General features: G+C 56.5%; 25 protein-coding genes. 10 read left to right on the forward strand and 15 right to left on the reverse strand.

Features of this window, described 5'->3' with window-relative positions; translation table 11 throughout:
- Nucleotides 1–3 precede the first annotated feature (3 nt).
- From pgaB to pgaD, 3 genes are read left to right on the forward strand one after another with little or no spacing between them, the layout of a single operon-like run.
- Complete coding sequence (gene pgaB, locus NI40_RS18500; RefSeq protein ID WP_039262949.1) at nt 4–1,941, forward strand: poly-beta-1,6-N-acetyl-D-glucosamine N-deacetylase PgaB; 1,938 nt, start codon at nt 4–6, stop codon at nt 1,939–1,941.
- Nucleotides 1,934–3,262, forward strand: a complete 1,329-nt coding sequence (pgaC, locus tag NI40_RS18505; protein ID WP_039262948.1) for a poly-beta-1,6-N-acetyl-D-glucosamine synthase — start codon at nt 1,934–1,936, stop codon at nt 3,260–3,262. The genes pgaB and pgaC overlap by 8 nt, the downstream gene beginning before the upstream one ends.
- Nucleotides 3,262–3,696, forward strand: coding sequence for a poly-beta-1,6-N-acetyl-D-glucosamine biosynthesis protein PgaD (gene pgaD / locus NI40_RS18510; RefSeq protein ID WP_039262947.1), 435 nt, complete (start codon nt 3,262–3,264; stop codon nt 3,694–3,696). The genes pgaC and pgaD overlap by 1 nt, the downstream gene beginning before the upstream one ends.
- A gap of 177 nt (nt 3,697–3,873) precedes the next feature.
- On the opposite strand, the gene gss is transcribed toward pgaD, so the two are convergent.
- From gss to NI40_RS18540, 6 genes are all read right to left on the reverse strand, one after another.
- Nucleotides 3,874–5,739 carry a bifunctional glutathionylspermidine amidase/synthase gene (gss, locus tag NI40_RS18515; RefSeq protein WP_039262946.1) on the reverse strand — a complete coding sequence of 622 codons (1,866 nt, stop codon included), beginning with the start codon at nt 5,737–5,739 and terminating at the stop codon, nt 3,874–3,876.
- Between the two features lie 111 nt (nt 5,740–5,850).
- Nucleotides 5,851–6,828 carry an ABC transporter ATP-binding protein gene (locus NI40_RS18520; RefSeq protein ID WP_039262945.1) on the reverse strand — a complete coding sequence of 326 codons (978 nt, stop codon included), beginning with the start codon at nt 6,826–6,828 and terminating at the stop codon, nt 5,851–5,853.
- The gene (locus NI40_RS18525) at nt 6,825–7,802 is read right to left on the reverse strand and encodes an ABC transporter ATP-binding protein (RefSeq protein WP_039262944.1); all 978 of its coding nucleotides are present in this window, start codon (nt 7,800–7,802) and stop codon (nt 6,825–6,827) included. The genes NI40_RS18520 and NI40_RS18525 overlap by 4 nt, the downstream gene beginning before the upstream one ends.
- Nucleotides 7,795–8,640 (reverse strand): ABC transporter permease, encoded by an 846-nt coding sequence (locus NI40_RS18530; RefSeq protein WP_023294546.1) that lies wholly within the window; start codon nt 8,638–8,640, stop codon nt 7,795–7,797. The genes NI40_RS18525 and NI40_RS18530 overlap by 8 nt, the downstream gene beginning before the upstream one ends.
- A gap of 5 nt (nt 8,641–8,645) precedes the next feature.
- Nucleotides 8,646–9,599 (reverse strand): ABC transporter permease, encoded by a 954-nt coding sequence (locus tag NI40_RS18535; protein WP_039262994.1) that lies wholly within the window; start codon nt 9,597–9,599, stop codon nt 8,646–8,648.
- A 45-nt stretch (nt 9,600–9,644) separates the two neighbouring features.
- Nucleotides 9,645–11,234: an ABC transporter substrate-binding protein gene (locus NI40_RS18540; RefSeq protein WP_039262943.1), complete on the reverse strand. Its 1,590-nt coding sequence runs from the start codon at nt 11,232–11,234 to the stop codon at nt 9,645–9,647.
- Between the two features lie 245 nt (nt 11,235–11,479).
- Here NI40_RS18540 and yghU point away from each other — a divergent pair, with 245 nt between their 5' ends.
- Nucleotides 11,480–12,346 carry a glutathione-dependent disulfide-bond oxidoreductase gene (yghU, locus tag NI40_RS18545; protein WP_039262942.1) on the forward strand — a complete coding sequence of 289 codons (867 nt, stop codon included), beginning with the start codon at nt 11,480–11,482 and terminating at the stop codon, nt 12,344–12,346.
- A gap of 152 nt (nt 12,347–12,498) precedes the next feature.
- Nucleotides 12,499–12,831, forward strand: a complete 333-nt coding sequence (locus NI40_RS18550; protein ID WP_029740720.1) for a hypothetical protein — start codon at nt 12,499–12,501, stop codon at nt 12,829–12,831.
- A gap of 73 nt (nt 12,832–12,904) precedes the next feature.
- On the opposite strand, the gene NI40_RS18555 is transcribed toward NI40_RS18550, so the two are convergent.
- The 3 genes from NI40_RS18555 to NI40_RS18565 are packed head-to-tail and all read right to left on the reverse strand — an operon-like array spanning nt 12,905 to nt 15,773.
- Nucleotides 12,905–13,807: an alpha/beta hydrolase gene (locus tag NI40_RS18555; RefSeq protein WP_039262941.1), complete on the reverse strand. Its 903-nt coding sequence runs from the start codon at nt 13,805–13,807 to the stop codon at nt 12,905–12,907.
- Complete coding sequence (locus NI40_RS18560; RefSeq protein WP_045142897.1) at nt 13,797–14,693, reverse strand: alpha/beta fold hydrolase; 897 nt, start codon at nt 14,691–14,693, stop codon at nt 13,797–13,799. The genes NI40_RS18555 and NI40_RS18560 overlap by 11 nt, the downstream gene beginning before the upstream one ends.
- Before the next feature lie 24 nt (nt 14,694–14,717).
- Nucleotides 14,718–15,773 (reverse strand): sugar phosphate isomerase/epimerase family protein, encoded by a 1,056-nt coding sequence (locus NI40_RS18565; RefSeq protein WP_039262940.1) that lies wholly within the window; start codon nt 15,771–15,773, stop codon nt 14,718–14,720.
- Between the two features lie 141 nt (nt 15,774–15,914).
- Between NI40_RS18565 and NI40_RS18570 the strand changes: the two genes are divergently transcribed.
- The 3 genes from NI40_RS18570 to NI40_RS18580 all read left to right on the forward strand — a co-directional run bounded on the left by NI40_RS18570 (nt 15,915) and on the right by NI40_RS18580 (nt 17,334).
- Entirely contained in the window at nt 15,915–16,505 is a 591-nt protein-coding gene (locus NI40_RS18570) for a TetR/AcrR family transcriptional regulator (protein WP_039262939.1), read from the forward strand.
- Nucleotides 16,506–16,662: 157 nt separating this feature from the next.
- A complete protein-coding gene (locus NI40_RS18575) occupies nt 16,663–16,995 on the forward strand; it encodes a type II toxin-antitoxin system RelE/ParE family toxin (protein ID WP_039262938.1) in 333 nt (110 codons plus the stop codon).
- A gap of 12 nt (nt 16,996–17,007) precedes the next feature.
- Nucleotides 17,008–17,334: a helix-turn-helix domain-containing transcriptional regulator gene (locus tag NI40_RS18580; RefSeq protein WP_032640599.1), complete on the forward strand. Its 327-nt coding sequence runs from the start codon at nt 17,008–17,010 to the stop codon at nt 17,332–17,334.
- Nucleotides 17,335–17,455: 121 nt separating this feature from the next.
- Here NI40_RS18580 and NI40_RS18585 read toward each other — a convergent pair whose 3' ends face one another.
- The 4 genes from NI40_RS18585 to NI40_RS18600 all read right to left on the reverse strand — a co-directional run bounded on the left by NI40_RS18585 (nt 17,456) and on the right by NI40_RS18600 (nt 20,751).
- Nucleotides 17,456–17,710, reverse strand: coding sequence for a hypothetical protein (locus NI40_RS18585; RefSeq protein ID WP_023309166.1), 255 nt, complete (start codon nt 17,708–17,710; stop codon nt 17,456–17,458).
- A gap of 126 nt (nt 17,711–17,836) precedes the next feature.
- The gene (locus tag NI40_RS18590; protein ID WP_039262937.1) at nt 17,837–19,384 is read right to left on the reverse strand and encodes a methyl-accepting chemotaxis protein; all 1,548 of its coding nucleotides are present in this window, start codon (nt 19,382–19,384) and stop codon (nt 17,837–17,839) included.
- A gap of 293 nt (nt 19,385–19,677) precedes the next feature.
- On the reverse strand, nt 19,678–20,166 hold the full coding sequence (locus NI40_RS18595; RefSeq protein ID WP_023309169.1) for a TIGR00645 family protein: 489 nt from the start codon (nt 20,164–20,166) through the stop codon (nt 19,678–19,680).
- An 81-nt stretch (nt 20,167–20,247) separates the two neighbouring features.
- Nucleotides 20,248–20,751 carry an ESA_00282 family adhesion-associated protein gene (locus tag NI40_RS18600; RefSeq protein ID WP_023309170.1) on the reverse strand — a complete coding sequence of 168 codons (504 nt, stop codon included), beginning with the start codon at nt 20,749–20,751 and terminating at the stop codon, nt 20,248–20,250.
- Nucleotides 20,752–20,854: 103 nt separating this feature from the next.
- On the opposite strand from NI40_RS18600, the gene NI40_RS18605 reads away from it, so the two are divergent.
- Together NI40_RS18605 and NI40_RS18610 are read left to right on the forward strand one after the other, a co-directional pair.
- A complete protein-coding gene (locus NI40_RS18605; protein ID WP_039262936.1) occupies nt 20,855–21,259 on the forward strand; it encodes a hypothetical protein in 405 nt (134 codons plus the stop codon).
- Nucleotide 21,260: 1 nt separating this feature from the next.
- Entirely contained in the window at nt 21,261–21,710 is a 450-nt protein-coding gene (locus NI40_RS18610) for a hypothetical protein (RefSeq protein WP_032659963.1), read from the forward strand.
- 42 nt (nt 21,711–21,752) lie between these two features.
- On the opposite strand, the gene exbD is transcribed toward NI40_RS18610, so the two are convergent.
- Together exbD and exbB are read right to left on the reverse strand one after the other, a co-directional pair.
- The gene (gene exbD / locus NI40_RS18615; protein ID WP_023309173.1) at nt 21,753–22,178 is read right to left on the reverse strand and encodes a TonB system transport protein ExbD; all 426 of its coding nucleotides are present in this window, start codon (nt 22,176–22,178) and stop codon (nt 21,753–21,755) included.
- Between the two features lie 4 nt (nt 22,179–22,182).
- On the reverse strand, nt 22,183–22,914 hold the full coding sequence (exbB, locus tag NI40_RS18620) for a tol-pal system-associated acyl-CoA thioesterase (RefSeq protein WP_023309174.1): 732 nt from the start codon (nt 22,912–22,914) through the stop codon (nt 22,183–22,185).
- Nucleotides 22,915–23,138 lie beyond the last annotated feature (224 nt).

Here is a 23,138-nt window from a genome sequence, read left to right on the forward strand (position 1 = left end):
AATATGCTGAACACACGTTTTTCCGTGAGCCTGATACTCCTCGGCTGGCTCTGCCTCAGCGCGAGCGTCTGCGCGCAGGCGATCTCGTTCATTGCGCCCAAAGATCGGCCGCAGCTGGAGGCGAGTAAACCCTGGCCGAAGAACCAGTTTCTGGTCCTGGCCTACCACGACGTCGAAGACGATGCCGCCGATCAGCGCTACCTCTCCGTTCGCACCAGCGCGTTAAACGAGCAGATAAGCTGGCTGCTGCACAACGGCTACCACGCCATCAGCGTGCAGGACATTCTTGACGCGCATGACGGGAAAAAAACGCTGCCGCCAAAAGCCGTTCTGCTCAGCTTTGACGACGGCTACAGCAGCTTTTACACCCGCGTCTGGCCGCTGCTTCAGGCCTGGAACGTCCCCGCGCTGTGGGCGCCGGTGGGCAGTTGGGTCGATACGCCAGCCCATCAAAAGGTGAATTTTGGCGGCCTGATGACGCCCCGGGATCGCTTCGCGACGTGGGACATGGTGCGCGAGCTCAGCCAGTCTCCGCTGATTGAAATCGGATCGCATACCTGGGCCTCGCATTACGGCATTCCGGCCAACCCGCAGGGCAGCCGCGAGCCGGCCATCGCCAACCGCTTGTATGACAAAGCGACGGGTCGCTATGAAACCGACCAGCAGTTCAGCCAGCGGATCGGCGATGACGTTCGCAAAGTGACTGAAAAAATCACGCAGGTGACGGGCAAGGCGCCGCGCGCCTGGGTCTGGCCCTACGGCGCCGCCAGCGGTACGTCGCTCGCTATCGCCAGACAGCAGGGTTACCGGCTGGCCTTCACCCTTGAGGACGGGCTGGGGAACGTGCAGGATCTTGGCAACATCCCCCGCCTGCTGATCGCCGGAAATCCCTCGCTCAAGGCGTTTGCCAGCACGGTCAGCCAGGTTCAGGAGCGCGATCCCGTGCGCGTCATGCACGTCGATCTCGACTACGTTTACGATCCCGATCCGGCCCAGCAGACCCAAAACATCAACAGGCTGATCCAGCGGGTTTACGACATGAAGATCAGCCATGTTTTCCTGCAGGCGTTTGCCGATCCGCAGGGCGACGGCAGGATCAAGGCGCTTTATTTCCCCAACCGTCGGCTGCCGGTTCGGGCCGATCTCTTTAATTTTGTCGCCTGGCAGCTGCAAACCCGCGCCGGGGTAAAAGTCTTCGCGTGGATGCCGGTGCTCTCGTTCGATCTCGATCCTTCCCTGCCGCGCGTGCAGCGCCGGGATCGTCAAACCGGCCAGCTGCGCGAAGCCACCGAGCCCTATATCCGGCTCTCCCCGTGGGACCCGCAGGTGCGCCAGCAGGTGACGGACATCTATGAAGACCTGGCCCGCTATGCCAGCTTCAACGGGATTTTGTTCCATGACGATGCGGCGCTGACGGACGTGGACGATGCCGGTCAGAACACCACGCGTCAGAAAAGCCAGACGCTTATCGGGTTTACCCACGCCCTGAGCCTGGCGGTGAAGCATATCCGTGGCCCGCAGATAAAAACCGCCCGCAATATGTTCGCCTTACCCATTCTGCAGCCCGAAAGCGAAGCGTGGTTCGCGCAGAATCTTGATGATTTTCTGGCGGAGTATGACTGGACGGTGCCGATGGCCATGCCGCTGATGGAGTCCGTTCCGGCAGACGAGAGCGATGCCTGGCTGACGCGTCTGGTTAACGCGGTCGCCGCACGCCCCGGCGCGCTTGATAAAACCATTTTCGAGCTGCAGGCCAGGGACTGGGATCGGAAACCGCAGCGCGCCGTTGCCGATAGCCAGCTTGCGCAGTGGATGCGCGTGCTCCAGCTGAACGGCGTCAAAAACTACGGATACTACCCCGACGACTTTCTCAACAACCAACCTGATATCTCGCGCATCAGGCCTGAATTTTCTTCGTACTGGTACCCTGACAATGACTGATCGCATTATCGCCTTCTCTATTTTATGTCTGGTATTCGGGTTGCCGTTAGGCGTGGCCGCCCTCTTTACCGGCGAACTGATTCTGGATTTCGTGTTCTTCTGGCCGCTGTTCATGTCGGTGCTCTGGATAACAGGCGGCCTCTATTTCTGGTTTCAGCTTGAACGCCACTGGTCGTGGGATAAAGACACGCCCGCCCCGACGCTCGCGGGTGAGCCGCTCATCTCTATTCTTATCCCCTGTTTCAACGAGGGACGAAATGCCCGGGAGACCATCAGCGCCGCGCTGGATCAGCGGTATGAAAATATAGAAGTTATCGCCATCAACGACGGCTCTTCTGACGACACCGCGCAGGTGCTGCAGGAGTTGGCGCAGGAACAGCCGCGCCTGCGGGTGATTAACCTCGCGGAAAATCAGGGGAAAGCGCTGGCGCTCAAGGCCGGGGCGGCGGCGGCCCGGGGCGATCTGCTGGTCTGCATTGACGGCGACGCCCTGCTCGATCGCGATACCGCCGCTTATCTGGTGGCCCCGCTGATTCAGTACCCCCACGTCGGGGCGGTTACCGGCAATCCGCGCATTCGCACGCGCTCCACGCTGATTGGCCGCATTCAGGTGGGCGAGTTCTCATCCATTATTGGGCTCATCAAGCGGACGCAGCGGATCTATGGCCGGGTCTTTACCGTCTCCGGCGTCATCGCCGCGTTTCGCCGACAGGCGCTGGCGGACGTCGGGTACTGGAGTCCGGACATGATCACCGAAGACATCGACATCAGCTGGAAGCTTCAGCTGCGCCACTGGGATATCTTTTTTGAGCCGCGGGCGCTGTGCTGGATCCTGATGCCGGAGACGCTGAGAGGCCTGTGGAAACAGCGCCTGCGCTGGGCCCAGGGGGGCGCGGAGGTGTTTCTGGTTAACCTTCGCAGGATCGTGCGCTGGGAGCATCACCGCATGTGGCCGCTGTTTATGGAGTACGCGCTGTCAACGCTGTGGGCATTCGCGTACGCGATGACGGTGCTGCTGTTCCTCCTCAGCCAGGTTGCGCCTGTTCCCGCCAGGCTGACCGTGGAGAGCCTTTTTCCACCGGAGTTTACCGGGCTGCTGCTGGGCGTGATGTGCCTGCTGCAGTTCCTGGTCAGCTTGTACATCGAGCGGCGCTATGAACGTAAAGTGGCCAGCTCGCTTTTCTGGGTGATCTGGTTCCCGATGGTGTACTGGATGATCGGCCTGTTCACCACCCTCGTCGCATTTCCAAAAGTCATGCTTAAACGCCAGCGCGCCCGCGCGCGCTGGATCAGTCCGGACCGGGGAAAAGGGAGCATTTAATGAACGAAAACACCTTAATTTTGACCGAGCATCGGCTCTTGCCGCGTCTTTTCGATGCCGCGCTGACGCTGGTGGCGTGGGGAGGATTTCTGTTTTTCCTGTATGCCCGTCTGTGGATGCAGCTAACCGATGAGAGCGACCACCGCTGGAGCGTGATTATCGCGTCCTTTAATACGGTGTTGATCTACTTGCTATTTGCCGCGCTCAACGGCTGGCTGCTGATTTTGTGGTATCAGTACAACCGCCGCCGCGCCCACGTGAGACGGCGCCAGCCGGGCTATTTTCACCAGGAGGAGCTGGCCCGCAGCTTTAACGTCTCACCGCAGATCATCTCCGAGATGAGCCAGTACAACCTGCTGACGGTGTACCACGATCAGATTGGCCGCATCATCGATCTGAAGATCAACGAGCAGCAGGAAGAGGAAGAACAGTAACAAAAACCCCCCGCAGGAGACCCTGCGGGCTGAGGGAACCACAGTATTTTGTAGCAAGGAACATAACGTGACCTGAGCCGTATGTTCCCCCTCACCCCAGCCCTCTCCCTCAAGGGAGAGGGGGCCGTCCTTGCAGGCATTATTTTGTAGGCAATCCTCAGCCCTGCGGGGGGATTTTTATAGCGAGTCCTTCACCACAATCAACGGCTCGATATCGCTCTCTTTCTTCACCACCAGCGAGTCATCGCCGCGCAGACAGGTTCCGCCGTAGTTCCCGCCCACGGTGAAGGTGCAGACCTGTATGTACTTGCCGTCGACCTTCGGCAGGCACCACAGCTGCTGGTAGATGTTTTTGCGGTCAACAAACTTGCCGCTGGATTTATCCAGCAGTTCGTCCTGGGCGCTGATGAGATCGATATTGCTGCCGCAGCGGCCGGCAATCGGCTTGACGGCATAGCCGGTCTGCTTCAGCAGATCGTTAACCTCAAAATCGGTGTCGAGCAGATAACGGTGATTCGGGAACAGCTGCCACAGGACCGGGAGAATCGCCTTGTTGCCGGGAATAACGGTCCACAGCGGTTCGAAGACCAGCACCTCCGGGCGCAGCAGGACGTCAATCAGGCGCACCTCGCCCTCGGGATGTCCGGTCCGAATAGGCACGGCGGCGTATTCGGTTTCGCTGACCTCGCGGATCTGCTCTATCGCCGTTTCCCACGCCCAGGTTTTCCACACGCAGTTGACGTGGCGACCTTCGTCGTCAATCAGCTGTCCGGCGGCATCCCAGCTGAGCGCCTCCAGCCCGTGCAGGATTTTGGTCTCGAACCCGGCCTGCATCAGCGAACGCTGAATAAAGAGCGCGTGATAGTCCTCTTCGACATCGTTGTCCTGCATGATGTGGACGAACGGCCGCGCGTGGCTGTGCTTCCACGCCCCGGTCAGCTCTTCCAGCAGCCCTTCCGCCGGGTTATGCCCGTTGCCGCGATAGCCGTTTTTCACCCACTCTTCGAGAATCAGCCCGCCCTCGGTATGGCAGGACGCGGAGTCGGCGTTGTACTCGTAGACCTTAATGCCTCGCTCATCCATGCAGAAATCCATACGACCGGTGATCATATGGTGGCGACGCCACTGCCAGGAGAGGCGCAGGCGCGGCCAGAGGATTTTCGGGATGTCGAAAAGCGCCAGCAGGCTGTCGTCTTTCAGCACCTTGTCCGTCGCGTGCAGGTACATCAGATGCAGTTCGTTAGTGGCCTTGATCAGCTCCTGCTCGGCGCTTTCGGTAATGGTGAAGTACTGGCAGGGATCTTTGTTGATCACATGGCCGTTGGCGCGGATATACGCCTGCTGCAGCGCGTCATTTTCGTTAAGCCATTTTCCGTCGAACTGACGCTTGTTTTTCAGCCGCGCGCCGCTGATTTTCAGCATTTCGCCGTCGATTTCCGGCTGGGGAATGCTGTATTCCGCGTCGTCGGTCTGGATCATCCAGCCGAGAATCTCCGTGTCATTGAAGGTGTCATGGATCGTGTAACACCCGTTCTCCACGCTCAGACGCAGCTCGCGCGTCCACTGCTGCCCGAGCGGCAGCGGGGAGTGAATCACGTTCTGCTCCGCAATTCGCACCCTATCGTCGAGAAGCTGGGTGATCACCGCCACGTGGCCGGTCTCGTGAAACTCGCCGCCCTTTTGCCAGATCAGCAGCGCTCCGGCGCGCGGCGCGCGTTTTGAGCCGTTGGCAAAAGCCTGAAGAGGCAGAATGTTATCGTTCACCACCTGGCGCAAAAAGCGCAGGGAGAAGATTTCCCACGCCATGCCGACATCGGTAAACACGAAGCCATAGTTGAGAAACAGGAAACGGCGGGCAAACTCAACGCATTGCCACTTGTGGCCCATGTATTCGTTGCCGATATAGCTGCGAAAATCCGCGTCTTCCGGGTATTTTCGCGGATCCAGACTGCCGTAATTTGAAGAGTAAATCGCCACGCCACCGGGCGCATAGCCTAACAATGTCCCGAATGGCGCATCACTGCTTAACTTTCCTTTACGCATGTATCCAACCTAAAACAGGCAGGCGGCAATTTTTTTAAGGGTTGTCGTCGTCTGCACGTTGTAATTAACCTGACAGAGGGACATTTATCATACACCTGCGCGGCGCATTAACTACATGTTAAACAGCCAGCATGCCGCGAAATGCCCAGGCGCAATCTCCTGCATGGCAGGCTCCTGCGTCTGGCACACCGGCATGGCGTGCGGGCAGCGGCTGCAGAACTTACAGCCCGGCAGCGCGGACGTGGGGCCGGGAATGTCGCCGCGCAGGGTGGCGTCTTCGAGGTTGCGGATGCGCGGATCGGGCTGGGGAACCGCCGCCAGCAGCGCGCGGGTGTAAGGGTGCGCCGGACGCTGATACAGTTCATTCGCCGGGGCCACCTCCACCAGTTTGCCGAGATACATCACCCCAATGCGGCTGGAGATATGCCGAACCATGGAGAGATCGTGGGCGATGAACAGATAGGTTAGTCCCAGCTCCTGCTGCAGATCCTGCAGAATATTCACCACCTGCGCCTGCACCGAGACGTCTAGCGCCGAGAGCGGCTCATCGCACAGCACGAATTCAGGGTGCACGGACAACGCGCGGGCAATACTGATGCGCTGACGCTGGCCGCCGCTGAACTCATGCGGGAACCGTTCAAGGTGCTCGTGCTTCAGCCCCACTTTGTAGAGCAGCGTTTCCGTGCGTTCCCACTGTTCTTCGCGGCTGTAGCCGTGGATCTGCATCGGCTCGGCCACCAGCTGTCGCACCGTCATTCCAGGGTTGAGCGAGGAGTAAGGATCCTGAAAAATCGCCTGCATCCGTTTACGCAGCGGCTTAAGCTCTTTTTCACGGGCGTGGGCAATCGCCTGCCCGGCGAAGTGGATCTCGCCCGAGGTGATATCGAAAAGGCGCAGGATGGCGCGCCCGAGGGTGGATTTTCCGCAGCCGGACTCCCCCACCAGGCCAAACGTCTCGCCGGGCTGGATATCAAAGCTCACGCCGTCAACCGCCTTCACGGCCACGCCTTTACGCAGCAAACCGCCGTTGAGCGGATAGTGCTTGCGCAGATCGCGCACGCTCACTAATGGCGCCAGTTGTTCACTCATGCCTGAATCTCCTTGTCGGCCCATAGCCAGCAGGCGGCGCGATGGCCCTCTCCGGCGGCGTAAAAGGCAGGCTGTCGTTCACACTGGGGCATGCGCTTCGGGCAGCGTTCCGCGAACGGACAGCCCGGCGGCGGATTAAGCAGCCCGGGCGGCGAACCTTCAATGGGCGATAAACGTTGATTGACCTCATCCGGACGCGGCAGCGAGGCCAGCAGCCCCTGGGTGTAAGGATGCGCAGGGCGATAAAAAATGTCCTCTACGCTCCCCTCCTCCATCACCAGCCCGCCGTACATCACCACCACGCGGCTGCAGACCTGCGCCACCACGCCGAGATCGTGGGTGATCAGCAAAATCGCGGTCCGGGTCTGCTGTTGCAGACTTTTTAGCAGGCGCAGGATCTGCGCCTGAATGGTCACGTCCAGCGCGGTGGTCGGTTCATCGGCGATCAGCAGCTTAGGGTTGCAGGAGAGCGCAATGGCGATCATCACCCGCTGGCGCATCCCGCCGCTGAACTCGTGGGGATACTGGTCGTATCGCCGTTCCGCCCCGGCAATGCCTACCTGTTCCAGCATGGCGATGGCCGCCGCTTTGGCCGCTTTTTTGCTGAGTCCTTTGTTGCGCATCAGGATCTCAGCCATCTGCTTGCCGATGGTCAGCACCGGATTCAGGGCGGTCATCGGATCCTGAAAAATCATCGCGATCTCGTTGCCGCGGATGGCGCGCATCTGCGCGGGCGTTTTCTGGGCCAGATCCTCATTCTGGAAGCGGATGCTGCCGCCGGTTATCCGTCCGTTGCTCCCCAGAAGCTGGATAATCGACTTGCAGGTGACGCTTTTCCCGCAGCCCGACTCGCCGACGATGCCGACGAGTTCGCCCGGCTGAACCTGAAAGCTCACGCCGCGCACCGCGTGAACCTCGCCCTCGCGCGTGCGGAACGTGGTTTGCAGGTTCTCAAGCGCTAATAAGTTACTCATCGCGATTCGCTCCCGGCTCAAAGGCGGTACGGAACACATCGCCCAGCACGTTAAAGCTGAACACCGTCAGCAGGATCAGAATGCCGGGGAACATCGCCAGCCACGACGCTTCGCCAATATAAGACTGCGCGTTGTTAAGCATGCTTCCCCACGACGCCGCGGGCGCCTGCACGCCCAGCCCTAAGAAGCTGAGCGTTGACTCCATCAGAATGGCCGAGGCGATATTGAGCGTGGCCGCCACGATAATGGTCGGCAGCACGCCGGGAATGATGTGGCGCACGATAATGCGCAGCGGATGCTCCCCCGACGCGCGGGCATAAAGCACGTACTCGCGCTCTTTCACCGACAGGGTTTCAGCACGCACCAGACGCGACATGTTCATCCACGTGAGCAGGCTGATAATCAGAATGATGTTATCCACACCCGGCTTGAGGTAAGCATTTACTACCAGCAGCAGGAAGAAGGCCGGAATGGCCATCAGAATATCCACGGCGCGCATCATCAGGTTATCCAGCCAGCCGCCAAAATAGCCGCTCACTGTTCCCACCACCGTGCCGATAAGCGTGGAAAAGAGCATCGCCAGAAAACCGACCATCAGGGAGATCTGGCCGCCATACAGCGCGCGGGTAAAGTAGTCGCGGCCGTATTCGTCGGTGCCGAACCAGTGCGCGGCATCCGGCGGCAACGTGCGCGCGCCGAGCGCCATTCGATCCGGATCGTACGGGCTTAACCCCGCACAGAGCGCGGCGACGACGAAAATAAAAAGCACAAACAGAGAGAACTGCGCCGGACGGTTGCGGCGCAGCTGGTGACGAACCTGCTGCCAGCGTCTGCTCATCCGGGTTACCTCAGCGTACGAATGCGGGGATCGGCGAAGCGATAAAGCACGTCGGCGATCAGGTTTCCGACGATCAGCATCATCGACGAGAGCATGATGATCGCCATAATCAGCGGGTAATCCAGCGAGGCGATCGACTGGATCCCGAGCAGCCCCATCCCCGGCCAGGAGAAGACGCTTTCCGTCACATAGGCCCCCACAATCAGCTCTCCGAACGACAGGCCGAACAGGGTAATCACCGGCAGCAGCACGTTTTTCAGCACGTGCCGAAACAGAATACTGGAACGCGTCGCGCCGTAGGCAAGCTGGGTCTGCACGTAGTCGGCCGAGAGCTGCGAGATGGTGTTGGAGCGGATGTAGCGCACGTAGCTGGAGAGGTTGTAGAACGTGAGGGCAATACACGGCAGCACGCCGTGACGCAGCAGATCCAGCCCGTTATCCTCCATGCCGATGGTGCGCATCCCCATGCTGGGGAACCAGTTAAGCTGCACGGCAAAAACGGTGATGAGCAAGATGCCGAACCAGAAAATCGGAACAGAAATGCCGATATAGGCGAATAAATTGAGCAGATGATCCAGCCAGCGGTGCTTAAATGCCCCGGCCAGCAGGCCCAGCGGGATCGCCAGCACAATAGCCATCAGCAGCGACGCGCCCATCAGCCCCAGCGTGGCCGGAATGCGTTCGCCGATCATCTCCAGCACCGGGCGGTGATAAATCAGCGAATAGCCGAGATCGCCCTGCAGGACGTTTTTCAGCCACAGGATGTACTGCGTGACCAGGGGCTTATCCAGCCCCAGGCTCTGGCGAATACGCTCGATATCCTCCGGGGCCATACGCGGCGTAATGTACGCCGCCACCGGATCGCCGGGTGCGAGCTTGACCAGCAGAAACGCCACCAGTGAAATAAAAAACAGCATCGGCAGCAGCTGCAGCAGCCGACGCGTGAGGAGTGTGTTCACGACGTGCCCTTTCAAAAGCCCCGACCTGACGGCCGGGGCAATCACTTATTTCTGATAGATTTTTGACAGATCCTGGAACAGATAGACCGGTTTCGGCTCCGCTTCCTCGGTGCCGCCAAAACGCTTGTCCACCGCGACGGTCGCATTGGTGTAGGCGATCGGGTAGTAGGTCATATCGTTCGCCACGGTCTGCTGAATTTGCTTGTAGATATCGGCACGTTTTGCGGCGTCGGTTTCGACTGCGCCTTTATCCCACAGGGCATCAAACTGCGGATTTTTATAGTGCGCGTAGTTATAGGCTTCGTTGCTCATGAACAGCGATTTGTAACCGTCCGGCTCGGAGCCCATGATGTAGCCGCCCAAGTTCAGCTCCCACGCGGTGTTGTTCATATCGAGGCTGCGCTGAGACATGGCGTTGGAGTCCAGCGGCATCAGCTCCACGTTCACCCCAATGCCCTTCAGCGCCTGCTGAATGTAGAGCGCCATGCTCTCCTGGGTTTTGTTGGTGTTCACATACGCCAGGCGCAGCTTGAGATTGTCCGGCGCGCCGGACGTCTTCAGCAGCTCTTTGGCTTTTTGCAGATCGAACTTGTACTGCTCGACGTCATCCGTCTTGTAAAGCGTATCTGGCGTCAGGAAGGAGGTCGCCGGTTTAGCGTAGTCCAGCGAGGTAAAGGCGGTCTGGGTGAGCTCGTCTTTGTTGATGGCATACGCGATGGCCTGGCGCAGCGCTTTGCTCTTCATCACCGGCACGTTCTGGTTGAACGTCATATAGGCCAGACGGCCTTCCGGATAGACCACGAAGTCAAACTTACCGGTATTTTTCAGACGGTTCACATCCTGCGGGTCAACCATCTTGAGGTTGATTTCCCCGTTTTGCAGCGCAAGGTTGGCGGCGTTGCTGTCTTTGGCGAAACGGTAAGTGACCGAATCAAGCTTCGCTTTGCCGTTCCAGTAATCGTCAAAACGGGTCAGGGCGTAATACTGCCCGGCGCGGTACTCTTTAAACTTGAACGGGCCGGAGCCGACCGGCGCATCGTTTTTGGTGCTCTTTTCCAGGTCGCCTTCACCGGCGAACACGTGCTGCGGGATCGGGTAGATTTGTACCAGGGTGCCGGTAAAGGCCGCGCTGACCTGCGGCAATGTGAACTTAACGGTGCGCTCATCCACCTTGCTCACCTGTACCGGCTTGTCGCCGTAGGTGAACATGCTGCGGAAGAAGCTGTGCTGTTTGGCATCCAGCAGCTTATTGAACGTAAAGACCACGTCGTCCGCCGTCAGCGGCTGGCCGTCCTGCCATTTGAGGTTGGGTTTTAACGTCAGGGTATAGCTCAGGTTGTCGGCGGAGGGCGTCAGGCTTTCCGCCAGGCCCCACTCAATGTTGCCGTTATTAAAGCTGTACAGCGGGGCATAGAGCGCCTGCATGATCGTTAACGTCGTACGGTCACTGGCATAGAGCGGATTAACGGCTAACGGGTCGCCGGAGGTAATTCCAATAATTAGCGAACCGCCCTCTTTTGGCGCGTCGTTTTTTGCCGCAGCCGCACTGTTTGTCTCTTTATTTTTCGCATCATCACAGCCCGCCAGGCCTAACGCGAGCGAAACGACCACTGCCGATAACAGAAGCTTGCGCATCTCACTAACTCCTTGCCTTATAAAGTGTTTATTACTGCATCTTTTATTTATGTTGAAGCATCATATTCAGCTTTATCGGTTTACGCATTAATTATGAAAATGCGATTTTCGATTAAGCTTATGCCGGATTTGATATATATAAGCGCCGGAAGGAATAGCGGCAGATCGATTACGCTCAGTTCGTTAAACGCTTCACAAATCTCCTGCTACACTGCCTCAACACATCACTCAAAAGGCAGGCCAACATGTCAGACAACACGTATCAGCCACCAAAAGTGTGGGAATGGAAAAAGAACGGCGGCGGCGCGTTCGCCAACATCAACCGCCCGATTTCCGGCGCGACCCATGAGAAAGATCTGCCCGTGGGCTCCCACCCGCTGCAGCTTTACTCTCTCGGAACACCGAACGGGCAGAAAGTGACGATCATGCTCGAAGAGCTGCTGGCGCTGGGCGTGACGGGCGCGGAGTACGACGCATGGTTGATCCGCATCGGCGAGGGCGATCAGTTCTCCAGCGGGTTTGTTGAGGTGAACCCGAACTCGAAAATACCGGCGCTGCGTGACCACTCCACGAACCCGCCAACGCGCGTCTTTGAATCCGGCAATATCCTGCTCTATCTGGCAGAAAAGTTCGGTCACTTCCTGCCGAAAGATCCGGCGGGACGCACCGAGACCCTGAACTGGCTGTTCTGGCTGCAGGGCGCAGCGCCGTTCCTCGGCGGCGGCTTTGGCCACTTCTACAACTACGCGCCGGTAAAAATTGAGTACGCGATTGACCGCTTCACCATGGAAGCCAAACGCCTGTTCGACGTGCTGGATAAACAGCTGGCGCGGGGTCGCTACGTGGCGGGTGAGGAGTACACCATCGCGGATATCGCCATCTGGCCGTGGTTCGGCTGCGTGGCGCTGGGCAGCGTCTATAACGCCGCCGAGTTCCTCGACGCAGAGAAATACACTAACGTGCAGCGCTGGGCGAAAGACGTGGCGAATCGCCATGCCGTTAAGCGCGGCCGCATCGTTAACCGAACCAGCGGCGAGCTGAACGAGCAGCTCCACGAGCGCCACGCGGCGAGCGACTTCGATACCAATACGGAAGATAAGCGTCAGGTGTAATGTTCCGCCGGGCGGGTCCCCGCCCGGCAACTGAGATCCCTGCCCAGGGCATGATTAGCTTAAAGGGTGAGCCGGTATTGCTGGCACTATCTGGACGTTTTTCTCGCGTGAGAAACGACGTCTCAACCGACAGCAGTCACAAAGGATCTGTTATGAAACTTATTAAAACAACGCTGGTTATCAGCGCCCTCATTTTTTCCACCTCGGGAATGGCTATCGACAAAACCGCCGCTGGCGCGGTAGCAGGCGCGGCCATTGGTGCGGCCACGGGCAAAGATCTGAAATCGACCGTTGGCGGCGCCGTCGTGGGCGCAGGCACCGGTGCCATGTTCAAAAACGGCGGCAAAGGTAAAGCCGCGCGTAAGGGCGGCGCGGTAGGGGCTGCCGTGGGCGCAGGCGCCGCGGCGGTTACCGGCAAGAGCGTGCTGAAAGGTGCAGCCGTTGGTGCGGGCACGGGCGCGCTGATTGGTGAAGCGACGCACTAAGGTCGTGTGCCACCTTGTGAACAGGCATGAATAATAAACCCAGCGATCGCGCTGGGTTTTTTGTGTTTTTGAATCAGATACAAGCCCGTTCGAACAACCGACGCGCGGCTGGCGTTAACCCTGACATATGAATGCAGGCATGCACCATTCCCGGCAACCGTTCACAGCGTACTGGCACCCCCGCCTCCTCAAGCCGTCGCGCATACGCTTCAGCCTCATCGCGCAGGGGATCGTATTCACAACTCAGGATGGTTGCTGGCGGTAACTCCCTCAGCGAGGCCATATGCAGCGGCTCGGCATAAGGATGATGACATTCTCCCAGATAGTTCTCCCAGCAAAACGCCATCGCATCACGCGTTAAATAAAAACCTTCAGCAAATTCACAATAGCTTCGGGACGACATTTCGCGACTTAATGCCGGGTAGAGCAGCAACTGATGCTCAATGTGAGGTCCGCCGCGATCCCGGGCCAGCAGAGCTGTCGCGGCAGCAAGATTGCCGCCTGCACTGTCGCCGCCCACCGCCAGACGGGTCGCATCTATCCCCAAAAGCGCGGCCTGTTCACTGGCCCAGCACAGTGCCTGATAAACATCCTCTAACGGCCTTGGGAAGGGGAACTCCGGTGCCAGACGGTAATCAACGGAGAGTATTTTCCGACCAGTAGCATTGGCCAGTGCCTGACAGGGCCGATCGTACAGCGACAGCGAGCCCAGACACCATCCACCGCCGTGAGCAAAAAGCATTGCAGGCTGTGCGATTTCAGCGTTTGAGGCAGCAGGCGTATACACGCGAAGACCGATAGCGTAACCATCATCAGCGATAACAACGTAATGTTGAATGCCGCCACCTGCTTCCTCCTCACCCTGTAGCCGCAATAAGTCCACTTCGGTGGCGGCACGCAGGTCGGCTAACGACGCCGGTTGCGGCGCGCCCGATGACGCAGCCAGAAAGTCAGCGATGTGTTTATCAAGCGGCACGATCGGTGTCCTCTGAGAGAAAGGGTACGATTAGCCCAATAAACGCCTCATGACACTCTTCGGTAATAAAATGCCCGCAGTCCGCCACCGTCTCGCCACGCAAATCAAGGGCATTGCCCTGCAGGGTTATCAGCGGAGCATCGCGCGTCGCATGTTCGGCCCCCACCGTTAACACCGGCATGGTTAAAGGCGTTAGCGCACGGCGCTGGTTCTGCCGGATGGTTTCCGGGATAGCGCGATAATAGTCGAAACCCGCACGCAGCCCGCCGGGTGTTGAATAGGCGGCGATATACACCTCTGCGGCAACCCGTTCACGTCGATGAGACCAGCGGTCGAAAATATAGCTGAGATACTGTGATTCGCGCCCGCTGGTCAGGGTTTCGGGTAGATCCGCCAGTTGATTGAACATGAAGTGCCAGAGAAAGATGTTCTCTTCCGGTGCGACAAAAATCGGCGGTGGTGGGGCCAGTCCAGGGATAACCGCTTCTGTCAGCACAAGTCGTTCTATCGCCTGAGGAAAATCGCTCGCCATGGCGTATCCAACCCACATGCCAATATCGTGGCCTACTATGCTATAACGCGCATGACCCAACTGCGCCATCATGGTATGCAGCATGGCACCGACACGTCCGGTGTCATAGCCGTCGCGCGGTTTATCTGACTCACCAATGCCCGGAGGGTCGACCGCTATCGCCTGAAAACCCGCCGCCGCCAGCGCCTGAAGGATATAGCGCCAGGTATACCAGGTCTGTGGCCAACCCGGTATCAGCAATACCGGTTGACCTTTTCCCGCCACGACGCAGTGGATGCGCTGTCCGTTCACTTTCGTATAGACGTGTTCTGCCCTGAGATCCGCGTGCGCGATCTCACCGTATTGTTGTTCCATGGGGACTCCCTGTGATGTCGTTGCTTAGCGAATGCCGAGTAATACGTTGATTTTCTGAGGGTTAACTGGCGCACCGGCGAAATCATCGAAGACTTTATCGGTGATGTGAATAATGTGGTCGCGGATGAACGCTGCCCCTTCTCTGGCACCATCCAGCGGGTTTTTCAGACAGCACTCCCACTCCAGGGTTGCCCAGCCAGCATAATCGTATTGGGTCAGCTTCGAGAAAATAGCCCTGAAATCAACCTGGCCGTCACCCAATGAGCGAAAACGTCCTGCACGATCGACCCAGGACTGATAGCCACCATAAATCCCCTGACGCCCGGTCGGATTAAATTCAGCGTCTTTGACGTGGAGCATGTTGATCATGTCCTTATAAATATCAATAAAATCCAGATAGTTAAGCTGCTGTAATACCATGTGACTGGGGTCGAAAAGTATCCGGCAGCGGGGATGCTCTTTCACCCTTTGATAAAACATTTCAAACGTCACCCCATCATGCAGATCTTCGCTCGGGTGGATCTCATAGCAGAGGTTAATACCCTGCTCGTCACAGGCGTTGAGCACCGGCATCCAGCGCCTGGCCAGCTCGTCAAAGGCAGCTTCAATTAACCCTTCCGGCCGCTGCGGAAACGGGAACAAATAGGGCCACGCCAGCGAGCCAGAGAAGGTACCCAGATCGCTGAGTCCAAGCCTGGCAGAGGCCTTGACCGCCATCAGCAGCTGTTTCCGTGCCCACTCGCCGCGGGCTTGCGGGTTACCGTGTACTTCCGGCGGTGCGAAGCTGTCGCATAAGCTATCGTAAGCAGGATGTACCGCCATCAGTTGACCGAAGATGTGGCTGGTCAGTTCACTCACCACCAGGCCATGCTCCGCCAGCATACCGGTCAGATCGTCGCAGTAGGTCTGGCTTTCTGCCGCCGTCGCCACGTCGAACAGCCGACGGTCCCAGGCCGGGATTTGTAATGCCTTGAAGCCGGTTTCCGCGGCCCACCGGGCTATCGCAGGCAAATTATTGAATGGGGCCGCATCATCGCTGAACTGAGCCAGATGGAGAGAGGGACCTTTGAGGGTTTTCATCGTATACTCCTATTGTTTGTCGATTGACAAACAATAGGAGTAAAGCCGGATAACCGCAAGCGAAAATTATAAATTCGTTGGTAATCCAGATGATTTAGGCGATCCTGTTTCACTGAATTCAGGACCAACCGGAGCAACAAAATGGCAGGCAGACCGCGCCAGTTCGATCGTGATCAGGCGCTTATCAAAGCGCGCAACCTGTTCTGGCGACAGGGTTATGAAGGAACCTCAATGTCGGATCTGGTGGCGGAGCTGGGGATTGCATCGGCACGGATTTACAAGGCGTTCGGTTCAAAAGAGCAGCTCTTTCGGGAAGCTATCGCCGATTACGAAAAACAGGAAGGCGGTTTTGCGGATCGGGCCTTATCCGCAGGGGGCAACGTGCGGGATACCATCCAGACGATGTTAATGGATGCGGTTCACCTGTACTGCCATCCGGATTTGCCGCAAGGATGTATGGTGGTGGCCTCTGCAGCCTGCGTCAGTGCGGAAAATGAAACGCTCAAAACCTGGCTGGCACAGCATCGCCTGCAGCGTACGCAGCAGATCATCGACCGTCTCCATCAGGCAGTGCATAACGGTGAACTGCCGGATACGACCGATGCAGAGAGTCTGGGAGACTATTTTGCCGTCTTTTTACATGGTTTGTCGGTGCAGGCCAGAGACGGTGTTCCGGAATCGCGTTTGCAGGCGGCGGTTAAGCAAGCGCTTAGCCTGCTGCCGCATTGCTGAGTGCGATGTTGAGAAAGGCCGAACACAACGGTCTCACATTTTTGCGATCCGCTTTCAGAAATCACATCTTCCCCACTGCCACAACCCTGTGAACAGTTGCCTGTCGTAGCCTGAAGATTACAATGCGTTTGCTTATCGTAAACTACAGGCTACAATAATGGCTAAGGTTAAACACTACATCACAGCAGACGGGTACGACCCTTTTGATGCATATCTGAGAAGTGTTAAAGATCCCATAGCTAAAGCCATGATTGCTACACGTGTCGCCAGAATGTCTACGGGTAACTATGGTGATTGCAAGCCATGCAGAGAGAGCGTTTCAGAACTCAGGATTGACCAGGGGGCGGGTTACCGCGTCTATTTCAGCGAAGTCTTCGATCCGGCAGATGGCGCAGTGAGTCTGGTGCTATTGACTGGAACGAAAAAAAAGCAAAATGCAGATATTGACAGGGCCGTTGAGTATCTCAACGACTACAAGCGCAGGATATAAGAGGAAATCGGAATGGCTAAATCAGTACTTCATGATGACGCAATGGTACAGCTCCTGAAAGATTCTCCGGATTTCGCGCCCGTATATCTTCATCAGGCTTTTATTGAAATTGACGAGCCCGGAGGCTATGAGGCGTTCATGCTGGCTTTACGACATGTTATTGAAGCCTCTGGCGGGATGACCGTCATCGCAAAACGTGCAGGTATTTCCCGCGAATCACTCTATAAATCACTCTCACCAAACGGTAACCCCTCATTTAAGCGTATCGCAGAAGTGGCATCCGCAACGGGATATCCGATTTCCAGAATTGCAGCTGCAGGGTTAAACGCACCAGCGTGAGACGCACGTCAAAATACGCCCTAAGTTCTGGCCGGGCGAAGCATCAATGACGATCGTCATGCTGAAACGCCATTGGAAAAGGCGGTAAGAGACATGCCTGCATGCCGCCTCATCTGTTGCATTAATACTTAATGTCCCGCGCTTTTTGTCTTCCGGACTGTTTCATCTGACGCTTGTCCTGACGGCAGTCGTGATTACTCTGGTTATTGTTCGCCACGCAGGTCTGCTTCACCTGCCGCGACGCGTCGCGGGTTTCCTGCCTGACATCACGCGCCACGCGCCGCTCCTGCGCCTGCTGGGTCGCACTGGCAGAAACCGAGAACAGCATCAGAAGAATGCAAGAAAGGACAGGAATGACAGATAACGATCTGTTCATAGCAACACCTCGGAGAAGAGAGCCCAGAACGTCAGGGGGTTAGCAAAAGAATAGCAGTTTCAGAAGGAGCTGAATGGGGAAGGCGTTAATAATATAAGGCCGCACAAGGCGGCCTTTTAGGTTGCGTTATGCCGTCAGGCGGAACTTCTGCACCGAGCGCTGAAGCTCTTCGGTCTGGCGCTCCAGCGCCGCCGCTGCCGCAGAAACTTCTTCAACCAGCGAGGCGTTTTGCTGGGTAACGCCATCCATCTGGGTAATGGCAATCCCGACCTGCGAAATACCCTTGCTTTGCTCCTCAGAGGCGGAAGCGATTTGCTTCATGATGGTCGTCACTTCCGTCACGTCGCGCAAAATCGCATCCATGGTGGTGCCGGTGTCGCTCACCAGCTGCGCCCCCTGCTCTACGCGGGAAACGGAATCGGTAATCAGCCCCTCAATCTCTTTAGCCGCGTTGGCGCTGCGGCTTGCCAGGTTACGGACTTCACCTGCCACCACGGCAAAACCACGCCCCTGTTCACCCGCGCGCGCCGCTTCAACCGCCGCATTGAGTGCCAGAATATTGGTCTGGAAGGCAATGCTGTTGATCACGTTGGTGATTTCAGCAATTTTCTTCGAGCTTTCCGAAATACCGCTCATGGTGGTCACCACCTCTTCCACAAGCGAGCCGCCGCGGCTGGCGGTAGTTGAGGCGACATCGGCCAGCTGGCTGGCCTGACGCGCGCTTTCCGCGTTCAGTTTCACCGTGGCGGTCAGCTGTTCCATGCTGGCTGCCGTCTCTTCCAGCGCAGCCGCCTGTTCTTCGGTACGGGAAGAGAGATCGTTGTTACCGCTGGAGATTTCTGTCGCGCCGCGCCAGATATTTTCACTGCCGGAGCGAATCGTGCTGACCGCTTCGCGCAGGCTGTCCTGCATCGCGCTCAGCAGCGGCACCAGCTGCCCCACGCAGTTGCGGCCGAACGGCTCAATGGGCTGGCTGAGATCGCCCTGGGCAATCTGGCGGAACTGCTGGCGAATGCGAGCCAGCGGTTTGACCAGCATCGCCACCAGATAACGGTCGGTGAAGAGCAGGATCAGCAGGCCGATAATCGTGGCGACGATAATCACCGTGCGGGTCATACTTGTCAGGCCGTCCACCACCACGCGGGTACTGTCGAGCGACTTCGCGGCGGCATTGTTGAACTCCTCAGCGGCCGCACCGAACGCGCGGCTCAGCGGTGGCGTGACGTTGTTGGCCTGCTGGCGATACCCCTCCAGAGCCCCCTGCTTCGCCTGCTGCATTTGCGGCGTTACGCCCTGTTCAAGCAGCGCCTGCCAGGAGCCGATCACCCGGGAAGAGACCTGCTCGTCCATCGGGCCTGGGGAGATCGCTTTCATCTCGGCCAGTTTCTTGCCCATGTTATCCAGCGCCTGTTGGGCAGAGGACAGATCCGGCGTGCCGCCTGCGGCTTTGACTTCCATCGCACGGCTCAGGCGGGTCACAAAGCGGAAATATTGATCGTTACCCTGGCTGAGTACCGTCATCTGTTTAACCAGCTGGCGATCGACTTCATTGCCATCCGATACGCGAGAAAGGGACCAGGTGCTGTACAACCCAACGCCCGCCCACATTAAACAAAAGATCCCGAGAATCGTCAGCATGACGAAACGGATCGTGAAATTACGGAGCATATTCATAAGTCTTCCTTGCCGTGAGGGTGAGTTCGCCCAGAGGCGAGTACTACTCTCGTTATCGGCAGGAAAGAGGGAAATTATAACGTTTTGTGATCATTTTTAATTAGCGTGGCTTCACTGGTCACACAGCAGACGTTAATCATTAGGCCCGCGCTTAGTGATGCAATTTGTGATGTGATAAGTGCAGAGTGGGAAAGCGCTTTGAATCTGTGGCAGGCGTCGTCGGATAAATAGTGCGGTCTGATACCCTCATCCCGGCCCTCTCCCACAGGGAGAGGGCGCTTAAGTAAGGGGAATTACTTCTTACTGATCTTATCCAGATACCCCATCACAAACGCAGACAGCACAAACGTCAGGTGGATGATGACGTACCACATCAGTTTGTTATCCGGCACGTTCTTCGCGTCCATAAACACGCGCAACAGGTGGATAGAGGAGATCGCCACAATCGACGCGGCCACTTTATTCTTCAGCGACGAAGCATCCATTTTGCCCAGCCAGCTGAGCTTCTCTTTACGCTCGTCGATATCGAGCTGGGAGACAAAATTCTCGTAGCCGGAGAACATCACCATCACCAGCAGCCCGCCCACCAGGGTCATGTCCACCAGCGACAGCAGAACCAGAATCAAATCCGCTTCGGCAATAGAAAAAATGTTCGGCAGAACATGCCAGATTTCCTGAAAGAACTTAATCGTCAGTGCGATAAGTGCCAGCGAGAGGCCAAAATAGACGGGGGCCAGTATCCAGCGGGAGGCGTACATGGCATTTTCAAAAAAGCGTTCCATAGAGTCCTGTTTGCAAAAGAAACCAGCGCCCAGTATATCTCAACGGCGCTGACTGTTTGCAATAACTCAACGGTACGTCACTCAGACGTTGTCTGGGTTAACCTCGGGACGTGCGTACTCCGGCCAGACAAGCGCCACCAGTTCAGGATAGGCTTCCAGACTGAACTCGCGAAAACACTGACGCAAATTTAATACGTCCAGATCGGAATAAGAGACCTTCTCGCCGTTAAGACAGCGCTTTTTAATATTGTCATAATATTTATAGACTGCTGAATTCAGATCGCTACAGCGACGCTGCGCCTCAAACAGTCCAGGCGTGTCATTAATTTCCGACATTTTCATGCGCTTAATTGTCGCGTGTAAAAAGTCGATATATTCGTGGTTCACCCGCCAGTACCAGACAGGCGTAACGGAGTTCATCAATACAGAGAAATGGTCTTCCCCTTCCTCTTTTGTCATCAGTTCAGGTTGCGGGGGTTCACTGGTGTCTTTCGACACTTTCGTTTTATTGAACTCCTGCATCAATAAAAGCACACCAGCGGTCAGTAATAGTAATGTGATGACCGTAAAAAAGATGCTGTTCATGGGTAGGCTCCATTTTTTTTGATTTTAAATTTGCCTCATGATATTGTCAACGAATCTCACGCCTTTACCAACCCCACCCTGTTGAAAATAAAGGAAATTAAAAATGCTGCCCGACTATCTCGTCCCGGCTAAGTACCACATTACGCCTGTGGAACAGCAACCGACGGAAGCAGAAAAAGAGGCCAGTTTCACTCAGGGGAAAAGAAAGCTCTCTGATTTCGAGCCCGATATATTAATTGGTGTTTCCCGAACTGGCAAATCCCGAAATATGTTGCTGGAAGAGCACGATCGCCATATAAAAGACCGCTTATTTCGCGCCATAAAAATTGAAGCCTTTGTCCACCTGCTGAATGACCTGCAGGCCGAGGGTGAAATAGATGCCCAGAAACTAAGTCAAATAATGACCGAGAAAACCGAAGAAATTAATGAAGCGGGCAATGAAATTTGGCTTAATTTAATTACGCGCGAAAAAAACAACCCAATCTTTTATAGCCTGGGGGAAGATTAACGTGAAAGAAGTTAAAAACAACGACGTTTATTTGACTTTAGATGATAAAAAAAGTGATGAATTTATCTTAAAGCAAAATCTCGACGCGCTAAGAAACACAAAAAATGACGAGATGACGCGTATTACGCAAGACCTGGTATCGATCCCGGCGACGCTCGTTCGTCTGAAATGGCAGAATCGCCGTGAAATTTATCCGCTGCAGGTCAAAGAAGAAATTTACGGTGCCGTGATGAACGCCATCATAGAGCAGCGTCCCGAGCTGAAAGAGAAGCTTCTGGGACGTCTTGAGGCCAATTATCAGTATCTGCTTGCCAGAGAAATCGCCACCCTGCGTCTGACGCGCAAGCTGTCCGACGGTGAGTACCGTACCTCAAACGTCACCTGCGTGGCGCTTGATGAGGACGCGCTGGCAACCCCTTCTACCGCACCGACGGATAATAAAAACGCATAAACCGACAGGCATAAAAAAAGCCGGCTTTCGCCAGCTTCTTTATTACTTCGAGGCCGCTTTCTCTTCGCCGACCAGTCCAATCTTCAGGTAACCCGCCTGATGCAGCGTGTCCATTACCTTCATCATGGTTTCATAATCAACGGTTTTATCCGCGCGGAAGAAGACCGTGGTGTCTTTCTTACCGCCCGTAAGCTGCTCCAGCGCCGGGATGACAGAGTCGGCCGTCACCGGGTCGTTCCCGAGGAACATTGATTTATCCGCTTTCACCGACAGGTAGATAGGCTTCTCCGGGCGCGGCTGGGGCTGGCTGGAAGAGGCGGGCAGATTCACCTTCACATCCACCGTCGCCAGCGGCGCGGCCACCATGAAGATAATCAGCAGAACCAGCATGACGTCGATAAACGGCGTCACGTTGATTTCATGCATTTCGCCGTTATCGTCCAGATTTTCGTTTAGACGCATCGCCATACTCTTAACCTGCGCGCAGTTTAGACGCCGCGTGCACCGGCTTAACCGAGCTGGCGTTCAGGTCGAGATCGCGGCTTTGCAGCAGCAGAACCTGCGCGGCAACGTCACCCAGCGTGGCTTTGTAGCTGCCAATCATGCGCGCGAAGATGTTGTAGATGACCACCGCCGGAATAGCGGCAACCAGACCGATTGCCGTCGCCAGCAGCGCTTCAGCGATACCCGGCGCCACGACCGCCAGGTTGGTGGTTTGGGTCTGCGCGATACCGATAAAGCTGTTCATGATGCCCCAGACCGTACCGAAAAGACCGATGAACGGAGAGATCGCGCCGATGGTCGCCAGATAGCCGTTGCCGCGCCCCATGTGTCGGCCAACGGCCGCAACGCGACGCTCCAGGCGGAAACCGGTACGTTCTTTGATGCCTTCGTTATCTTCACTGCCAGCGGAGAGTTCCAGCTCGTTCTGCGCTTCGTTCACTAACAGGGTGGTCAGGCTTTTCGCGTGGAAGGATGAGGTCATGTCTGCAGCCTGATCCAGAGAGCGGGCTTCGGCCAGCTGCTGCTGTTCCCGCTTAAGGCGACGCTTCTGCGAAAGCAGCTCGGCGCTTTTGCTGAAGAAAATAGCCCAGGTGACAACGGACGCCAGAATCAGGCCGATCATCACAATCTTAACCACGATGTCAGCATGCTGATACATGCCCCAAACGGAGAGATCCGTCTGCATCAAATTATTACCCACTCTGTATCTCCAGGACGCAAATCACAAAATCTGAGCGTAATAATATCAAAACGTCGTCGAATTGATAGTAGTTCTCATTAGTATTTGCATGGTGCCGTAATTTTCGTTCACTTTCCTTGCGCTTACGCAGTAAAAATTTCTTATGCAAATTTTTGCTAATATTTTCTGCTTATTCGATAAGCCCCGGGGTGCAGTTTTTTCCAATCGTGGTAGTCTGGACGTCC

The sequence above is a fragment of the Enterobacter sp. E20 genome, assembly GCF_000801755.2.
Classification (GTDB): Bacteria; Pseudomonadota; Gammaproteobacteria; order Enterobacterales; family Enterobacteriaceae; genus Enterobacter; species Enterobacter asburiae_B.